Genomic DNA, 15736 nt, shown 5'->3' on the forward strand with positions numbered 1-15736 from the left:
ATGTATCGACCAGCTTTCAACCTGTATAAAGTCTTGGATTAGTCATAGACTTGAAGCTATCGTTAGCTCTAGAGCTTCCTCTAAATACCTATACCTAATCTACGTTATACTCTATACACCTACAGCAGAAGACACTCGAAGCCACCTGAAACCACCTGCTAACGTTAACTAGACTTACTACCTACTATCGTTGGTTGCAAGATATACATAAAGGAGTTCTCATACAATAATACATTAATACTGCGAGGTCTGATCCTCTCATCACCTATGAATATTCGTTATAAACCACGTTATAAGCAACTTTTCTATTATATTTGTAATGGAAACTTGAGACACTGAAACTATTATTAGTAGCTTGAATTAATAATGTGTTTCTAATATGTACTAGAGTAAGATACAAATATAGCGTATAAAACAAAAATCACTATTAAGAATAAACAATTACGTATTCGTGACAGCCGAGAACAGAACCCTATGTAAAATGTTCAAAGAATCCAGTAAGCGAAGCAATAAGGGAAAAACAAGTAGCAGTACGAATAGGTCATAAAGAGGTCATAAAGACCTAAATGATAAAGGAGGTATTTAGTGGAATAGATGCGCTTAAACCACAACACAGTACAAGAAATAGGGACAAGAAATAGGGAAAAGTACATCTGGATGAGGCTGGCGAAGTTAGTTATCGGGGGGTAAATGAGAGGTAAAATTGTTTAATGAGGTTATGAATGTATAATGGGTGTACAAAAAACTATATTATTTAATACGGTAAATTTATATTTTAATTCTTTACTTTTAATAAAGTAATATATGTCTTTGAATTGTACTATTCCATGCTCAATTGCTATTATAAGTTTGGGATGTTCTGCTTTTAAAAGGTTCTGTGCTCCATGAAGCACTAGAAGTTCTGCACCTTCAACATCAATCTTTATTAGATCAACATGGTCAATAATTGATTTCCTCTTGAGATTCTTATAAATTGTATCTAATTTATAATAAGGGACATTAAGGTATTTACTGGATCTTTTTAATACAATAGAATGTGTACCTGATCCACCCTTGTTATCTAAATAAAGCTTTGTTTTTCCATCTTTAGTACCTATGGCAATATTTAAAGGAAGCACTTTTGAAGTTAAATTATTAAGTATTACGTTGTTTAGTAACAATTCAAAATTTGAGGGCTCGGGTTCAATTGCTATAACTTTTTCTACTTTGGGAGCAACATTAAGGGTATAGATACCTATATTAGCTCCAATATCGAATACTATGCTAGAATTTGTTATCTCAAAATAATCATATATTTTTTTCTTAAATATTTCATAAATAAGCAATGTCTCACCTTTATGTGGTCTTACATATGCTCTTAATCCATTTGGTAGTTCAACTAAGACAGTATTAATAAAACCAGACTTTCCTAGAAATCTTAACCACAAGTTCCTTAAGCGATAAGATCGCAAGATTAATGGGAAATTTTCTATAATGAACCATAATGACAAATTCGGATGAAATTGAAATATATCCGTAATTGTTGTCATTCTGGCCTCACCTTGTAGCATGTACTACGAACCATGGAACTATCCTAAGTTCGGGTAATTCTATATTTGGATGAAAGAGAAGTCCATATTCCCCAAATAGTTCTCCATGATCAGATGTAATAACTATCGTAATTTTCTTGGGATATAGACGATATACTTCATGTATAAACTCTGCTATATATTTCAACGAATAATTCAGACTGGCTATGTAACTTGTTCTTAAAATATCTAATACATGTTTGTTTTTTCGGTGAAGCGAATATACTGTTGTGATATTATATGGTGCCCCAAGTCTCCACAGTTCATCGAAAACATGTGGCCAATAAATGTAAGGAGCATGAGGCTGTAATAGATGAATTACTAGTTTTAATCGACCTGCCTCTAAGTCCTTTGAGTATAATCTCAACATAATCTTACTAAAGTTTAGTATACTCTTTGTACTTACAGTCATCTTCTCTTTATTCCAAAACATTTTCCATGTATCAACGACCTTGTGAACGCATTTACTTATGTTAGGATCCTCTTTTCTTATGAATGGATTTGCTGATATATAATACACACGGCTCTTATGTTTGGAATTACACCAAGTACTAATAAACCAATCAAGCGTTATGGAGCCGTTAGACACAACGGGCAATAAGTCACCATTGAAAAATTTGAACACTGACTCTTTAAAGACATCATATCTACAGGCATCAAGAATTATTAATATATCCCATTTCTCTTTATCTATAAGACTTTGTTGATACACTAACTTGGTTGTACTGGACATAAACCTTTTCATAAACCTTTTTGATATTATTTTAAATAATATTGATTTTTTCAAATAAATTACTCTAGCTATGTATTCGTCTAAAGAAATGGGTTTTGTAAACGTTAGTGTAACTAGCTCTTTAGTTCTCTCTATGCTTGTCATCGATTTCTCCTCCTTATGTAGGACACTATTTGTTTCCATTTTTTAACTTCCTCGGAAAAGGTTATGACATCAAACAGTTTGGGAATGCTTGTCATATTTTCTCCTCCCCTATTTTTTTCCCAAAGCTTTTCAATAGCGTCTGCTAAAGCTTTAGGACTCTTAGGTTTAACTGTTAGTCCTGCGTTAATATTTGTTTGTAGCCTGTACTTTAGTGCACCAACGCGGGATGCAATTACACAGCGTTTTAGTGCGTTAAATTCGCTTAAAGCTATAGAATACGCCTCAACAGGATCTGATAGACTTGGAATGACGCCACAATGGATCTTAGCAATTATAGAGTACTTTGTATACTCATCAACTTCACCCAGTAATTTAATACTATTTTTGATAGATACAAATCCGTGTGGATTTTTCTTAGCGAAATAATATAAAGTTCTTAATGCTACTGATCTGGGACCTACTATCCATAGTTCGACAGGGATCTTTTTCTCAACTAAAATTGTCATAGCATTAAGCAACACATATGCTCCTTTGTCTTTCGTAAATCTTCCTAGAAACATTAATCTTAGTTTATCATGCTCAATAAATTTATAATCACATTTTATTTCTAGCTGGTCCAGGTGTATGCCATGTGGTATATGTATAACCTTGGCTTTTAGTAAGGGCAATTTTTTAATCAATAATACGTCGCGGAATAATGGTGTATGTACTATATCAGACAGATATGCTATCAATACTTTAAATAAAATTATAAAAGGCGATATAACACGTACTAACGGATTATGATGAAATACATACGATATAAATGCTAAGTGAGAACTAATCACAATTTTACCTAAAGCTTTAGATTGTAGTGCTACTATTAACTGAAACAAGGTTTCCGAAAAAAGTAAGTGTACTATATCGGACGTTTTTACAAGACGTACGACGAGTTTAAACGTATCTATTGGAGGAACTAAGGCAATGCCGCCTACTCTATATGATGGTACGCTTAACAAGATAAATTTACTATTTATTTTTGATACATATAATTTCCCACAACTGCTGATAAGAATGACTTCGAGGCCTTGCATATGATAGGCTGTAGCTATATTTAATACAGCCCTTTGAGCTCCACCTATTCCATTAATGCATCCATGATATAAAAGTATAACACGCATAAGGTAAACACCTATTTCCTGAATTTTATCTGACGCAAAATTATTATATATGCCCCCAAAGTTAATAACATTGCAAATAGGAAGCAAGAAATGCAGTATCTGCGATTTCTTACTAGATAAAGAAGAAAATTGTGTAAGCGTCTCAGCCAGAATCCGATGGATTTATATTTTGTAGAACTTATATAATGTCGGACGATAAAATTTTTTAATCTTATTGCTATAAGACCATTATTTAAAATTCTATTTATTAAATCGGGCTCGGACCATTCAGCCTCCTTTTTGAAGCCTTCATAAAATAATCCTGAAGCTTGAATAGACTCCTTCGTTAAGACTAGTGTTGCAACAGGTATTAAGTATGGTAAACCATTGAATCCGTGGATGTTTAAAAATATATTATGAAGCAAGCTGATTAATCTTGTTGACGAATTTCTAGTTAATTCGGTGTTGAGATACTGCAATGGTCTTTCTATATAGTCAACAGGCTTTAGTTCTTGGTAACCAAATATTATCCCAATTCTTCTATTCTTCTCTTTAGTATACTTTAAATAATACACCTTAATTATATTTATAATGTTCTTATTAAGCACAAGAGTGTCGTCTTCGAAAAGCCATATTAGGTCTGCACCATGATTAATTGCAGCTACTATACCTTTGTTCCTAGCTTCTACAAGACCTCTTTGTTGAGTTAAAATTATAAACTTAACATCGACATTATCTAGTTTTTGTATGACGTTGTTTAACTTCCTAATAAATTTATCGGGAACTATTAATACTACTATATCAGGCGGCGGCTTTAAGGAGATAACATGATTCAAAATTAGCCTTAACTGATAAAATCTAACAGATGGTATTATCATGGCTAATTTCATGGCTCTTTCCCCCATCAGCTGCTATGATTAGAATAATAACATATGATTAAGCTAGAATTCATGAAATTTTCTTGTTCAGTTGTTACTAAACAAGGATGATTGAGGCTATTCAACATGTCTAAATCGTTTCCTTGATATAGAGGTTTAATTATCACTATAGGTACACCTTTAGTTGAATTGAGTATTCCAAGTACTTCGCTGTTAGTTTCTTTAAGGTTAACTATTACATCATGATAATCTTTGTAAACTTTTTCACTAAATGTTCGATAACTTAGTGAGTTAATATTTTTCAAAAGGTCAGATACCTGACCATAATATACCAGAGCTTTGCAGTCTGTTAGAGCATACAACCAATTTCTATAAAGCCATGCAACAGCGAATTCCCAATAGTTATATTTAGGTATATAGATTACATAAACTATATAATTATTTCTTAAACATATTTTTTCGTTTATAGTCGTGATATAGTCTAAGACTCGAGTATCTATGTATGGCTTAGTCCAACGAGGGATAAATTCCTTATACGAATATGCAGCGTTAAATACCATAGGTACTAATATCATTGCTACTAATAGAAATGTGCCAATTTTAGTTATTTGATATCGGCGTGAAAGAAATAGATAATAACCAAAACATAAATATAGTAAAGGCCACGGTAAAAACATAAGGGTTCGTGTTTGGAAGACCCAGGGTAATCCAGGCGTGAACGATATAATAGTTACTAGAAATACTAAAGTACCTAATGGTAATATAACCTTATTAGTGATTCTCGTTCTTTTCACTTGAATATCTAAGATAAAAAGAATTGATGTCGCAATTAAAATAAACATGTTGATAAATAAACCGTACTTACCTCCTAGGATGTCTGTTCCAAGACGGTGTTCTGATGTCAAAATCAAATTGATTAAAGATTCCTGCCTAGATGAATAATACATAAAACCTTTTATAGAAGATGATACTATACCCACTACTTGTTCTATACCTAATAACATTGATAGAACAATAATTAGCACAGAAGAAACTATAAATGCTACAATAGACATAATATATTGTTCACTTAATTCCATAAGATATCTTGACTTTGTAATTCTGAAGATTACAGCAAGTAAGGTCATATACATTAAGGTAAAAATTGCACTCTCAATTTGATTAAATACCATTACTAATATCAATACAAAGAGATATAATTTTCCATACTTTCTCGGTTGTTGTGAGGTTCTAAGTTCTGAAATTACTAATATTAGCAAAATATTAAATAATATAATATTGAAAAATTGTCTAAATAAATGTGTGACTAGGTAAGCAGTACTTATACTGTACATGGCTAAAATAGAGCTTACCAAAGCTAATAAAACAAATATCAATCTCGTTCGAAAATTAGATACGGATGAATATAAAGTTTCTAATAACATAAATACAATAATAAATAGTGTAAAGCCATATAGGGGCACTAAAATGATAACCGAAAAAGCTGTTATAGCATTTACATAATTAATACTTAAAACTTGACTTAGGAAGTAAGCAAGGAAGGTATATAAATATATGTAATTAAATTTTATGGTTAATTCTTCTTTAACACTCTCTGGTATTAAAAGCATTAATCCATAATTTTTAAGTATTCGTATTTGATAAAGATATTTAGGAGTGTCATATCCAAAGATATTTATACCATAAATAGAGTAAGAGAGTAAACTCAATAGTATAAGAAGACCGGTACTAACTATATTTATAAATAAAAATTTAGTTAATTTCATTTTGTATTCACCCACATTTTATCAAAGTTTATACTCTTTTTAGATCTAATTAGTAATTTAGCTATATCAAAGTAGCTTACTATTCCGCCAAGTATCAACGCTAGAATAAACTTAGTTATACTTGCTAAGAATTCAGCTTTGCGAGATGTATAGATGTAATATGTAACTAGGCTTAATGATACTAATGCCATAATAAATAACGTTATATTTATATTAGTTTCTTTTGAGAAAATAAAAATTTGTGGTATTAATATAACAATATTATATATCAGAATACCAAATGTTGATAAGAATAGAAGTAATAAAGGTGATAATAGTAGCAAACTTACCATATAGGATGAATAGATATATGCACAGACGAGGCCTCTTTTACTAAATATGTCTTTTATCGATTTTTGATATTCAATGAAAGTTCCAGTAATAGTTCTCCTTGTTCTACTTAGTATTCCTCTCATTGTCTTAGGATAATTTTCATGTACTTTTTTCACAATAATTTTTACTCTAAAGCCTTCAGTTATAGCTCTGAGACAAAGTTGAAGATCTTCTGCTAGGGAATCTTCATGGAGATACGAAATAATATCTCTTTTAAAGGCCAATAAATCACCATATATTGTTGCGGGTGCACAAACTTTCTCTTCAATAGAATGTATTTTTCTTTTAAGCTTATAAAATATGTTTGCAGCAGAATTGTATTCTGGAGCTACAGAAACAACACCCAGTAATTCATCTCCGCTGAGAATGTTAATTATCTCTTTAATAACTGCTGAGTTAAAGAATAGGTCATCATCGCTAACGATGACTGTGTATTTTTTATTTTTTTCAAACTTATTATCAATTAGTCTTAGGGCCATATTGATAGCATTAGCTTTACCTCTTCTAGTATCTTCGAGTAATATTATATATTTTTCTTGATAGTTTTTACTAATAATATAAACTAGATTTTTTAGTATTTCATCATTTGGCTTTGAATAAACTATAATAATCTTATTTATTATTTTATAAAATTCATTGTCCTTTTTAAATAAGATATTTAAATGTTTAATTTTCTCAATAAGAATCTTTCTATTTCCGAAGGTAGGTATAATTATATATGCACTGCTACTTTTTTTAGAAAATCTGTCGACAGTATTATAGTCAATTTTATTGTTTTTTTCAGAAAACTTTGATTTTATTGAAGAATAGATTAATAAATTTAAGGGATGGAAAGTCCAATAATATAATAGTGCTACTAAAGTTAATAACGTAAGTACTAACCCAATAGTAATAGTCATTGTGCTAACCTCCTCATCATCCGGTACTCAAAACTTTTTATATATAGTGATAAGAGTGCTAATAGTAATGATTGAAAACCTAAAAGAATAATCATAACTCCCATTAATATCTTAACATAGTATTCTACATCGTATAAAATAATCAGATTAATATATATTATAAGTGCTAATATAAACATTGAACTAGCTAGAATTAATATCAAAAATGTGGGATTATATCGCCATGCCAGTCTAATCATTTCTTTAAAAATGTAAAAACCATGTCTTACTCCCAATTTTTTCCTGCCTTGTCTTTGTCGATATCTGATGGGTATCTCAGCTACTTTTTTGGTAGTGCTAACTACATGGGCTACAATCTCTGATTCTATACCAAAATTTCTTGTTTCAAACATAAGCTCCTTCAAAATCTCCGTCTTTACTATATACATTCCGCTTAAAACATCGCTAAGATTTACTCCAAATAGCATGTTAAAGAATTTGGTTAAGATCTTATTACCTAATCTATATATAAAGGGCTGCGTATTTTCACTGTATTGCCTTGCTCCTATTACTAAATCGTAACCTTGCTTTATTTTTTCGTAAAGCTCAGGAATGTGTTCTGCAGGATATGTGTAGTCACCATCCATAAGTATTACGTAGGGTGCTCTCACATATTTCGTAACTGTTCTAATAGCGTCTGCCTTACCTTTACCCTCTTGTATTATTAATTTAATTCCTTTAGATTTCACTATTTCTATGGTACCATCTGTGCTACCACCATCTACAACTATTATATTCTCTCTAGGTATACCTTTACTCAGTATCTCCTCGAGAACTTTACCTATTGCTTCTGCTTCATTGAGTGTCGGTATAACTATAGTCAAATCGTTGAACTTACCACTCATACTGCTTCTCCCTTATTGTAACTTTACCGCCTAACTTAAAACTTAGGGTTTAATGCCAGATAAGCTTCACTTTGGTTTTTCAAATATAGCTATTTTGCATTCTATTATAATATTCTATTATAATACAATATAATGGTATACGATTTAATTTTTGACAATATCGCTTTATCGTAACGTTTGCCAATTACAAGTATAATATATGATATTCTGCTATCTTGCTAATCTCGTCTAATATTAGGTACTTCAAGATAACGATAATTAGGAAATATTGATATGTTGGAAAAAATTCCAAGCTTTGCTTACGATTTTTGAAGTATCTAGCGATCATCTAATGTGGGAGCCATTTAGAGTTTCATTATTACGATAATGTCGCTCAGCGAGGTGTCTACCAGATAGATAGTGTTATTCTGGTGGTATCTGTCTGATGTAATTATCTAAAGTCTTCGCAGACGAACATGACTATTATTCCTTTTTCTTAAAGCCTGAGAGAAACATGTTTTCGTGTTGCGGGATAGCTCATAAACACTTCCTGTGAGTATCCTTGTGTAGTTGGTTGTGAGTGTTGTCCGAGCTACCATAATCTACTATCACCTCTAAGCATCTTATTTAGACTGAACATTATGCCTCAACATTTTCGGTTTATAGGCCTAGTCGCCTAGGTGGTTTCACTTATAAATTAAGTATCTCACATTTAGTTCAAGTGTATCGGGTGAACGCTTCTTTGTCTAGGACTGTTTTTGTTGTTCTTGCTGGTGGTAGGGGGGAGAGGCTTAGGCCCCTTACTGAGACTAGGGCTAAGCCTCTTGTTCCTGTTTTGGGGGAGCCTCTTGTTTGTAGGCATTTGAGGCTTGGCTTGTCTGCTGGTGTTTTTGATGAGGCTGTTGTTCTTGTGGGCTATCGTGGTGGTGAGGTTGTTGAGCGTGTTAGGTCTTGTGGGTTTGGGGGTGTTAGGTTTGTTTCTCAGGGTGGGGTTTGGGGGACTGGGCATGCTGTGAGGCGTGTTTTGGAGGAGGTTGGTGGTGGGGAGTATACTTTTGTCTACGGGGATGTTTATCTGGACTCTAGGTTTTACGGTGCTCTTGCATCGGCGGAGGCGCCCTCTGTTTTGGCTGGGTGGGCTGAGGATGCTCGGTGGTATGGGTTGTTGGAGGTTGAGGCGGGTTTTGTCCGGGGGGTTGTTGAGAAGCCTGGGGGCGGTGGGGGCGGGTGGGTTTTCATCGGGGGCTTCAAGGTTGACAGCGGTTTCCTGGGTGTTCTGAGGGGGCTTAGGCCTAGCCCCCGGGGGGAGCTTGAGGTTACCGATGCACTGGCTGTTCTCGCCCGGGAGGGTGTTCTCCGGGCTGTTGTGGGTGGTGAGGGGTGGGGTTGGGTTGATGTGGGGAGGCCGTGGGATGTTTTGAGGGCTAACCGGATGGCGTTCCACGACCCGGAGTATAGGGGTGTTGTTGAGGGGGAGGTCCACTCTACTGCCGTTCTCGAGGGGGATGTGGAGAGGGTCTATATAGCACGGGGTGCTAGGGTGGGTGCTCATAGCGTGGTGGAGGGGCCTGCCTACATTGGCCCGGGGGCTCGCGTGGGGCCTGGGGCCCATGTTAGGGGGTATAGCGTTCTCCTCGGGGATGCTTATGTCGGGTTTGCCAGCGAGGTTAAGGCCTCGGTCTTGATGGAGGGTGCCAGGGCGCCCCACCTCAACTATGTTGGGGACAGTGTTGTGGGGGAGCATGTGAACCTGGGGGCGGGAACTGTGACGGCCAACCTCAGGTTCGACGGGAGGAGTGTGAGGATGACGGTGAAGGGGGAGAGAGTTGACACGGGCTTGAGGAAGCTCGGTGCAGTCATAGGCGGCTACGCCCAGACAGGCATAAACGTCTCGCTCATGCCCGGTGTGAAAGTGGGGGCGAGGGCTCTGGTGTACCCGGGGTGTGTTGTGAACAGGGATGTGGGTAGTGGGGAGGTTTTCAAGTGCTAGTCCAACATGGTTTCCACCGGATTGTTTATGGTATACCCGCTTATACCGGCTTAACCGTTATATAGCGGCTTACCCAAACCTTCCCAAACGTGCATACGGCAGTCGGCGAGTGGTGTCAAAAATTGTGCGGCATCATAGGCCTGGCCTTCGCCGAGGGAAGTGGGGTTGCTAGCGCGCTAGTGAGGGGGCTGAAGAGGCTCGAGTATAGGGGCTACGACAGCATGGGTGTCGCCGTGATAGAGGGCCCAGGGAGGCTCGTGGTAAGGAAGGCCGCTGGCAAGATTGAGGAGGTTGCCAGGAGGACGGGGGTCCTGGGCCTAAGGGGGAGGGTTGGGATAGGCCACACCAGGTGGGCCACCCACGGCCCCCCCAACGACGTGAACGCCCACCCCCACACGGACTGTGGCGGAAGGGTTGCCGTGGTCCACAACGGTGTTATACGGAACTACGCTTCCCTCAGGAGGGAGCTGGAGAGCCGGGGGCATAGGCTGGTGAGCGAGACCGACACCGAGCTTGTGGCCCACCTGGTTGAGGACTACCTCTCCCGGGGGTACAGCTTCCTGGAGGCCCTGGCCTTCCTGGGGAGGGTGCTTAGGGGTAGCTATGCCCTCGCCCTCCTCCACTCTGGCGAGCCCGAGAGGGTATATTTCGTAAGGTACAAGAGCCCCCTGGTTGTGGGCCTGGGGGATGGGGTGAATGCTGTGGCGAGCGACATTACCGCGGTGCTGGATGTCGCCAGGGATGTGGTGGTGCTGGAGGATGGCGAGTTCGGCTGGATAGCCCCGGGGGAGGTGGCAATATACAGGCCTCGTGGGGACGGGGGGTTCGAGCCCCTCCCCCCAGGGGAGCTGAGGAGGAGGGTCAAGAGGGTTGAGTGGACTCCCGAGTCGGCCTCGAAGGCGGGATACCCACACTACATGCTGAAGGAGATCTACGAGCAGCCCCAGGCCCTCTCGGAGACTCTCGAGGGGATAATAGAGGATCCAAGGCTCGAGAGGGCTGCTGAGCTGGTAGCAGGCTCCAAGGGGCTATTCATAGTGGGCGCGGGGACCAGCTACCACGCCGGGCTGGCCGGCCAGTACTATCTCTCCAGGCTAGCCGGGGTTGTAGGGCATGTTGTGGTGGCATCCGAGCACAAGGTCTACACCCCCGGGGTTGGCGAGGATTCTGTTGTTGTGGCCGTAAGCCAGAGCGGCGAGACCTTCGACACCCTTGAGGCGGTGAGGGAGTGGAGGAGGCGTGGAGCAAGGATAGTGGGGGTTACCAACGTGGTCGGCAGCGCCCTGGATAGGGAGTCGGACGTCACACTATACCTCAGAGCCGGCCCGGAGATAGGGGTTGCAGCGACCAAGACCTTCCTAGCCCAGACAATACTCCTCCAAACCCTAGCGGTAGCAGCGGCAAGGATGACCGGGAGGCTCTCCGGCGGGGAGGCCCGGGGGCTGCTGGCGGTGTTGGAGGGGGCCTCTGAGACTGTGAGGAAGGCTATACTAGCCTCGGAGGGCGTGGCGAGGGAGGAGGCCGGGCGCCTCAAGGCGGCCAACAGCATGTACATTATTGGGAGGGGGATTGGGGCTAGGCTGGCCATGGAGGCAGCACTCAAGGTCAAGGAAGTCTCCTACATACACGCCGAGGCCTACCCGGCGGGGGAGAGCAAGCACGGCCCCATAGCACTGGTGGAGCCCGAGTTCAAGGTCTACGTCCTGGCCTCCAGCGACTCCCCAGAGATCGTGGGCAACGCCCTCGAGATGAAGGCTAGGGGTGGGAGCGTGACGGTGGTGTCGCCCAGCGACCTGGACCTCGACATACCGGAGGGTATCGAGGTCCTCAGAATGCCCCCCACAGGCGGTGAGATCCTCCTGGACGCCTACTCCCTAACACCCTACTTCCAGCTCTTAGCCTACCACCTGGCGGTGGCGAGGGGCTACGACCCCGACAAGCCCAGGAACCTGGCTAAAACCGTGACCGTAGAGTAAAGGCCCCTCCACGGGACAGGGATAAAGGGGGGGCTGGTATTTGGAGGCCATAGTACTGGCGGGCGGCGTGGGCAAGAGGCTCCTACCACTCACCCAGTGGAGGCCCAAGCCCTACCTCCCCCTGGCGGGCAAGCCCCTCTACATGTACGCTGTGGAGCAGATAGCCATGGTCAGGGGGCTGCTTGACAGGGCTGTCATGGTAGCCCCCCCAGGCCACCCCACCCCCCCGGGGCCAGTGCCGGGCTGGCTGGCCGTTGTGGAGCAGAGGGGCGAGGGGGTGGAGGCGGGTCTCTCCACAGCCCTGGAGAGGCTCTCGGGAGGTGAGGAGATTGTCGTCTCGTTCGTCGGCTACCTTGCAAGGCCCAACACTCTCGTGAGGCACGTGCTGGACTACTACAGCGTAACCCGGTACAAGCTCGTGCTGGCCCTCGCCCCCGTCACCCGGGGTGGAGAGAGCTTCGGCTTCGTAGACGTAGACCCCTCCACCGGGAGGGTGCTGGGCTTCTCGGGCGACAGGGAGGAGTGGATGGCCGGGAGGGGCAGGGTCTTCGCAGGCGTCCTAGCAGGGGATACCGAGGCGCTTGAGGTCCTCGCAGGGGAGGGGTTTGTGGAGGGCATAAACAGCCTCGCGAGAAGGGGGCTGGTGGGGAGTGTGGTCTGGCCTGGGGAGTGGCTGGAGATAGGCTACCCCTGCGACCTGCTCGAGGCTCCCGGCCTCGTCATCGGGGCTGGCGCGGCGGTGATATCCTCCGGGGCCAGGGTCGCGAGGACCTCCGTCATCCAAGGAGGGGTTGTGGTTGAGGAGGATGCCGAGGTGGGGGAGGGAGCTGTCATCCTGGGCCCCGTCTACATAGGCCGCGGGGCTGTCGTGGGTAGAAACAGCGTCGTAGGCCCCGGTGTAGTAATGGAGGAGGACGCGGTTGTAGGCGACCTGGTTTCTATAGAGGGGGCGGTCCTGCTCGAGAGGGCTGAGGCCCTGGGGCCGGCTAGACTACGGAGCGTCATAGTGGGGGATGATGGGGCTATACCCCCCCTGTCGGTAGCTGGGGGGCGTGGAGGCTGCAGCGTCGTAGCCCCAAAGGCAAGACTTGGGCCTAGGGCCACGCTGGAACCGGGTGAAACCTACTCCTGAGTAGGGTCGGCCGGGGTCCTCTCCCAACCCCTTATCAGGGGCCTCCTGGCAATATCTAGGGGGAGGCGGCCTGCAGTGGCTGACACGCCCTTCCTCTACAAGATCCTCCTCTACCCCATTAAGAGCCTGCCTCCTGTGGAGGTTTTGGAGGCGCGTGTCTCCCGGTTTGGCGGTTTGGAGTGGGATAGGAGGCTCGCCCTCGTCGCGGGGGATGGTGGGTTTGTTAATGGGAAGAGGGAGAGGAGGCTGCACCTGGTTAGGGCTAGGTTCAGCCTGGAGAGGGGGCTGGTCTACCTCTCGGCCTGCTGCGGGGGTGAGGAGGTTTACAGCCTGGAGGACCTTGAGGGCATGTCGGGGTGGTTCTCCCGGTTCCTAGGCTATCCCGTGAGGGTTGTGGAGGACCCTGCCGGGTTTCCTGATGACGTGGAGAACCCGGGGCCAACGGTGGTCTCCACCGCCACCCTAGCCGAGCTGGCGGGGTGGTTCGGCTGGGACCTTATGCAGGCTAGGCTCAGGATAAGGGCGAACCTGGAGGTGTGGAGCCGGGAGCCCTTCTGGGAGGACCGCCTCTACCCCGGCTCCCGGGGGAGGGTTGTTTTCAGGGTGGGCGAGGTCCTCATGGAGGGCCGGGGGGTGTCGGCTAGGTGTGTGGTGCCGTCCCGAGACCCCTTCACAGGTGCCGTGGAGCGGGGGTTCCAGAAGAGGGTGGCGGAGATGAGAAAGCCCATGCTCCGGGGCAAGTATCCCGAGGGGGACCACGGCTATAGGCTGGCGGTGAACACGAGGATACTCCCTGGGCAGGAGGGGAAGACCATACGGGTTGGAGACCCCGTCGAGGTAGTCGAGGAGGTCCTGAGAGGATAGGGGGCTGGACCTTTCAAAAATCCCGATGGTTAGGGTGTCTTAAGCTTCCCGCCTGCTTTCCATCTAGCGGGCTTACGGGGATCGCGTATTAATACCTGGCTCCTGGGCGTTTTGGTGTTGGGTGGCTTGCTGTGGGGCAGTTGCTGGAGCATCTTGTTCTTGATGTTGATCCCCCTTTCCTGGGGGAGGAGCATAGGCTTCTCAGGAAGAGTGTAAGGGAGTTTGCCGAGAGGTTTGTCGCGCCTAGGGCGAGGGAGATTGATGTTCGCAACGAGTATCCCCGGGATATTCTGGGGTTGCTGGCGGGGCAGGGTATCCTGGGTATGAGGGTTCCCGTGGAGTACGGGGGCTCGGGTCTCGACTCGGTGTCTGTGGCGGTGGTTATGGAGGAGCTGGCGAGGGCTAGCGGGAGCGTCGCCCTAATAGCGGCTATACAGGGGGGCATGGCTGTGGCGCCCATACTGCTGGCGGGTAGTGAGGAGCAGAAGAGGAGGTACCTGCCCCGGCTTGTGGGGGGCGAGCAGGTGGGGGCCTTCGCTCTGACCGAGCCGTGCTGCGGGAGCGACGCCGCGGGCCTGGAGATGAGGGCGGAGAGAGCGGGGGATGGCTATGTGCTCAACGGGAGGAAAACCTACATAACCCAGGGGCTCCAGGCCGACGTCGTCGTGACGTTCGCCCGGACAGGAGGGAGGGAGGACCGCCACCGGGGGATAACGGCGTTCATTGTTGAGAACGACGGCTGCATAGAGGCCACCCCCCTGGAGACCATGGGCTTCCGGGGTACGGGGACGGCGGAGCTTAGGTATGAGAACTGCCATGTCTCCCCGGGTAACAGGCTCGGCGGGGAGGGGGAGGGCTTCAGGATAGCCATGTACACGCTCGACGACGGGAGGATAGGGGCGGCCGCCGTCGCCCTGGGGCTGGCGAGGGCGGCGCTGGAGGAGGCCTACCAGTGGAGCCTCGGCAGGACGGCGTTCGGCAGGCCCATACACCAGTTCCAGGCAGTCCGCTTCCAGATAGTAGATATGGCGGTGAAGCTGCAGACAATGAAGACGCTCACCTACACCGCAGCCCGCCTAAGAGACACTGGAGACCCCAGGTACGTGTGGATGGCCTCCGCCGCCAAGCTCCACACAGCCATAGCGGCGAACGAAATAGCAGCCACTGCCGTGAGAATCCTAGGCGGCCTAGGCTACGTGAAGGAAAGCGTCTCCGAGAGGGTCTACAGGGACGCCAAGCTCCTGGAGATAGGCGAGGGGACGAACGAGATCCAGAGGTGGATAATGGGGAAGATGCTGTACGGGGAACTCTCCATCTAATCCTTAGGGGGGCGGGCTAGGGTTGTTTGGTAGAATCCGGTTTAGCGGCTGGGATCTCTCACTACTGCTGAAGCCGCCAGGATAGGCTCTGGG

The 15736-nt window shown here is 44.6% G+C and carries 12 protein-coding genes; 5 read left to right on the plus strand and 7 right to left on the minus strand.

The features are described 5' to 3' along the window. Positions 1 to 716: 716 nt before the first annotated feature. From ACAM_RS03840 to ACAM_RS03870, 7 genes are read right to left on the minus strand one after another with little or no spacing between them, the layout of a single operon-like run. Positions 717 to 1529: an FkbM family methyltransferase gene (locus ACAM_RS03840; RefSeq protein WP_158318592.1), complete on the minus strand. Its 813-nt coding sequence runs from the start codon at positions 1527 to 1529 to the stop codon at positions 717 to 719. A 7-nt stretch (positions 1530 to 1536) separates the two neighbouring features. Further along, positions 1537 to 2445: an alkaline phosphatase family protein gene (locus ACAM_RS03845; protein ID WP_022541498.1), complete on the minus strand. Its 909-nt coding sequence runs from the start codon at positions 2443 to 2445 to the stop codon at positions 1537 to 1539. Further along, positions 2442 to 3605 carry a glycosyltransferase family 4 protein gene (locus ACAM_RS03850; RefSeq protein WP_022541499.1) on the minus strand — a complete coding sequence of 388 codons (1164 nt, stop codon included), beginning with the start codon at positions 3603 to 3605 and terminating at the stop codon, positions 2442 to 2444. The genes ACAM_RS03845 and ACAM_RS03850 overlap by 4 nt, the downstream gene beginning before the upstream one ends. Before the next feature lie 11 nt (positions 3606 to 3616). Continuing rightward, positions 3617 to 4474 carry a glycosyltransferase family 2 protein gene (locus ACAM_RS03855; protein WP_022541500.1) on the minus strand — a complete coding sequence of 286 codons (858 nt, stop codon included), beginning with the start codon at positions 4472 to 4474 and terminating at the stop codon, positions 3617 to 3619. A gap of 14 nt (positions 4475 to 4488) precedes the next feature. Then, positions 4489 to 6228, minus strand: coding sequence for a hypothetical protein (locus tag ACAM_RS03860; protein ID WP_022541501.1), 1740 nt, complete (start codon positions 6226 to 6228; stop codon positions 4489 to 4491). Then, complete coding sequence (locus tag ACAM_RS03865; protein WP_022541502.1) at positions 6225 to 7499, minus strand: glycosyltransferase family 2 protein; 1275 nt, start codon at positions 7497 to 7499, stop codon at positions 6225 to 6227. Before ACAM_RS03865 ends, ACAM_RS03860 begins: the two co-directional genes overlap by 4 nt. Further along, positions 7496 to 8383 carry a glycosyltransferase family 2 protein gene (locus tag ACAM_RS03870; RefSeq protein ID WP_022541503.1) on the minus strand — a complete coding sequence of 296 codons (888 nt, stop codon included), beginning with the start codon at positions 8381 to 8383 and terminating at the stop codon, positions 7496 to 7498. Before ACAM_RS03870 ends, ACAM_RS03865 begins: the two co-directional genes overlap by 4 nt. Before the next feature lie 721 nt (positions 8384 to 9104). Here ACAM_RS03870 and glmU point away from each other — a divergent pair. The 5 genes from glmU (at position 9105) to ACAM_RS03895 (ending at position 15643) form a co-directional block, all read left to right on the plus strand. Further along, positions 9105 to 10352 (plus strand): bifunctional sugar-1-phosphate nucleotidylyltransferase/acetyltransferase, encoded by a 1248-nt coding sequence (gene glmU / locus ACAM_RS03875; protein WP_022541504.1) that lies wholly within the window; start codon positions 9105 to 9107, stop codon positions 10350 to 10352. A gap of 122 nt (positions 10353 to 10474) precedes the next feature. Next, entirely contained in the window at positions 10475 to 12328 is a 1854-nt protein-coding gene (gene glmS, locus ACAM_RS03880; protein ID WP_022541505.1) for a glutamine--fructose-6-phosphate transaminase (isomerizing), read from the plus strand. A gap of 40 nt (positions 12329 to 12368) precedes the next feature. Beyond that, complete coding sequence (locus ACAM_RS03885) at positions 12369 to 13460, plus strand: nucleotidyltransferase family protein (RefSeq protein ID WP_022541506.1); 1092 nt, start codon at positions 12369 to 12371, stop codon at positions 13458 to 13460. A gap of 75 nt (positions 13461 to 13535) precedes the next feature. Next, positions 13536 to 14324 (plus strand): MOSC domain-containing protein, encoded by a 789-nt coding sequence (locus ACAM_RS03890; RefSeq protein WP_022541507.1) that lies wholly within the window; start codon positions 13536 to 13538, stop codon positions 14322 to 14324. A gap of 131 nt (positions 14325 to 14455) precedes the next feature. Continuing rightward, positions 14456 to 15643 carry an acyl-CoA dehydrogenase family protein gene (locus ACAM_RS03895; protein WP_022541508.1) on the plus strand — a complete coding sequence of 396 codons (1188 nt, stop codon included), beginning with the start codon at positions 14456 to 14458 and terminating at the stop codon, positions 15641 to 15643. Positions 15644 to 15736: the final 93 nt, after the last annotated feature.

Origin of the sequence: Aeropyrum camini SY1 = JCM 12091, assembly GCF_000591035.1 — an archaeon.
GTDB classification, from domain to species: domain Archaea; phylum Thermoproteota; class Thermoprotei_A; order Sulfolobales; family Acidilobaceae; genus Aeropyrum; species Aeropyrum camini.